At 72.4% G+C, this 2,869-nt stretch carries 2 protein-coding genes; both read right to left on the bottom strand.

What is annotated here, in order from left to right; genetic code table 11:
* Positions 1-2,328, bottom strand: a 2,328-nt coding sequence (locus WA805_RS04580; RefSeq protein ID WP_425241714.1) for a Tex family protein, incomplete at its 3' end; no start/stop codon positions are given.
* 42 nt (positions 2,329-2,370) lie between these two features.
* Positions 2,371-2,869, bottom strand: a 499-nt coding sequence (locus WA805_RS04575) for a GNAT family N-acetyltransferase (protein WP_422289176.1), incomplete at its 5' end; no start/stop codon positions are given.

Raw genomic sequence — 2,869 nt, 5'->3', positions numbered from 1 at the left:
GTCGTTGCCTGGGGCGCGGCCCTCGCCGCCGGGGCGTGCGGCCTTGGGGGCGGCTGGACCGCCGCGGGGGGCGCCACGGGCTGGAGAAGCGGGGGCGGGTCTGGAGTCAGGGGCTTCCGTTCGGGATGAGGGGCGGGGGCCACGGGGGGAGCCGCCGGATCTTGCAGCACCGTCGTCCAGGCGCATTGTCAGGGAGATGCGCTGGCGGGCGGTGTCGACCGACAGGACCTTCACGCGGACGACGTCGCCGGGCTTGGCGACCGAGCGGGGGTCGGAGACGAAGCCGGCGGACATCGCGGACACGTGCACCAGGCCGTCCTGATGCACGCCGACGTCGACGAACGCGCCGAACGCGGCGACGTTGGTCACCACGCCCTCGAGCACCATGCCGGGCTCCAGGTCGTCCAGGGTGTGCACGCCTTCGGCGAACGTCGCCGTGCGGAACTCGGGGCGCGGGTCGCGGCCGGGTTTCTCCAGTTCCTTCAGGATGTCGCTGACCGTGGGCAGGCCGAACGCCTCGTCGGTGAACTCCGCCGGGCTGAGCGCGCGGAGCGTCTTCGTGTCACCGATGAGGGCGGCCACGCCGGCGCCGGTCTTGGCCAGGATGCGGCGGACCACCGGGTAGGACTCCGGGTGCACGCCGGACGCGTCCAGCGGGTCGTCACCACCGCGGATGCGCAGGAAGCCCGCGCATTGCTCGAACGCCTTCGGCCCGAGCCGCGGCACGGTCATGAGCTGCTGGCGGGCGGCGAACGCGCCCGCGGCGTCGCGGTGCGCGACGATCGCGGCGGCCAGGCCGTCGGTGATGCCGGAGACGCGGGCGAGCAGCGGTCGGGACGCGGTGTTGACGTCCACCCCGACGGCGTTCACGCAGTCCTCGACGACCGCGTCCAGGGAGCGTTCCAGCTTGCTGCCGGTGACGTCGTGCTGGTACTGGCCGACGCCGATGGACTTGGGGTCGATCTTGACGAGTTCGGCCAGCGGGTCCTGGAGCCTGCGCGCGATCGATACCGCGCCGCGGAGAGAGACGTCCAGTTCCGGGAGCTCGCTGCTGGCGTAGGCGCTGGCGGAGTAGACGCTCGCGCCGGCCTCGGAGACGACGATCTTGGTCAGGTTCAGGCCGGGGTTGGCCGCGATGAGGTCCATCGCGAGCTTGTCGGTCTCCCGCGACGCGGTGCCGTTGCCGATCGCGATCAGCTCGACGTGCTGCTCCCTGGCGAGGTGAGCGAGGATCGCCAGCGACTCGTCCCACTTGTGCTGCGGGACGTGCGGGTAGATCGTGTGCGTGGCGGTGACCTTGCCCGTCTGGTCGATCACGGCGACCTTGACGCCGGTGCGGAAGCCGGGGTCGAGGCCCATTGTGGCGCGCTGGCCGGCCGGCGCGGCTAGCAGCAGGTCGCGCAGGTTGGCGGCGAACACGTCGACGGCCTCGGCCTCCGCCGCCTGCCACAGCCGCATCCGCAGGTCGATGCCGAGGTGGACGAGGACGCGGGTGCGCCATGCCCACGTGACGGTGTCCAGCAGCCAGTGGTCGGCGGGGCGGCCCCGGTCGCGGACGCCGAAGCGTTCGGCGATGGGCTGCTCGTAGCTCTGGCCGTCGGCGTCGCCGTTCGGGTCCAGCGTGAGATCGAGGATCTCTTCCTTCTCCGCGCGGAACATGGCCAGCACGCGGTGCGACTTCAGCTTGCCGAACGGCTCGGCGAAGTCGAAGTAGTCCGAGTACTTCCTGCCCTCGTCCTCCTTGCCCTCCCGCACCTGAGCCCGCAGCACGCCCTGGGACCACATCCGCTCGCGGAGGGCGCCGATGAGGTCGGCGTCTTCGGCGAACCGCTCGACGAGGATCGCGCGGGCGCCGTCCAGGGCCGCCTGCACGTCGGGGACGGTGTCGCTGAGATAGTCGCTGGCCGCCGTGGCCGGGTCGTTGTCCGGGGCGGTGAGCAGCAGGTCCGCGAGGGGCTCCAGGCCGTTCTCGCGGGCGATCTGCGCCTTGGTCCTGCGCTTGGGCTTGTAAGGCAGGTACAGGTCCTCAAGCCGGGCCTTGGTGTCGGCGGCGTTGATCCGTTCCGCGAGCTCGTCGGTGAGCTTCCCCTGCTCCGTGATCGACGCCAGGATCGCGGCGCGCCGCTCCTCGAGCTCGCGCAGGTAGCGCAGGCGCTCCTCCAGCGTTCTGAGCTGGGCGTCGTCCAGCGTGCCGGTGGCTTCCTTGCGGTACCGCGCGATGAAAGGAACAGTGGCGCCGCCGTCGAGCAACTGGACGGCGGAGGCGACCTGGCCGTCGCGGACGCCGAGTTCCGTGGCGATCCGCCCGATCACAGTGGTCTCAGTCACGGCTGTGAGCCTAGCGGGCGCGGCCGTCGCCAGTAGTCGGTGTCATCGTGACCTGAGGCGCGGCAGCGGGCCGGTGGGCAGCCGCGGTATCGAGCCGGTGGCCGGGCCGAAGCGCAGCACGGCCCGCTCGCCGATCAGCTCGTAGCCGAGCTGCGCGGCCTGCCGGTGCGGCCTGTTGCTGTCGGTGATCAGCACCACCTCGCTCGCCCGGCGGGCGAGTTCTGCGCGGCTGACCGCGAGCGTCACCGCGACGGCGTAGCCGTTGTGCCGGTGTTCCGGCGGGGTGTACATCATCGTGATGCGCACCGTGCGCATCACCGGCCGGGTCACGGCGGCCATGGCGACCGGCTGGCCGCCCGCCTCCCAGAAGACCGCGCCGCCGTAGCCGAGCAGTTCATCGGCGGTGGCCTCCGGGGCGCCGGTGAGCTCCCCCACCTCGGCGGAGAACGCCGTCAGCCACGCCACGAGCAGCGGGCGGTCCGCCTCGGCGGCGGTCCGCAGCCGGCCCGTCGGGCCGGGGCCGGTCTGGGGTGCCCGGGGC

Source organism: Trebonia sp., from assembly GCF_049794275.1.
Classification (GTDB): Bacteria; Actinomycetota; Actinomycetes; order Streptosporangiales; family Streptosporangiaceae; genus Trebonia.
The sequence above is the reverse complement of the archived record's forward strand: the minus strand, read 5'-3'. Positions and strand labels throughout refer to the sequence as shown.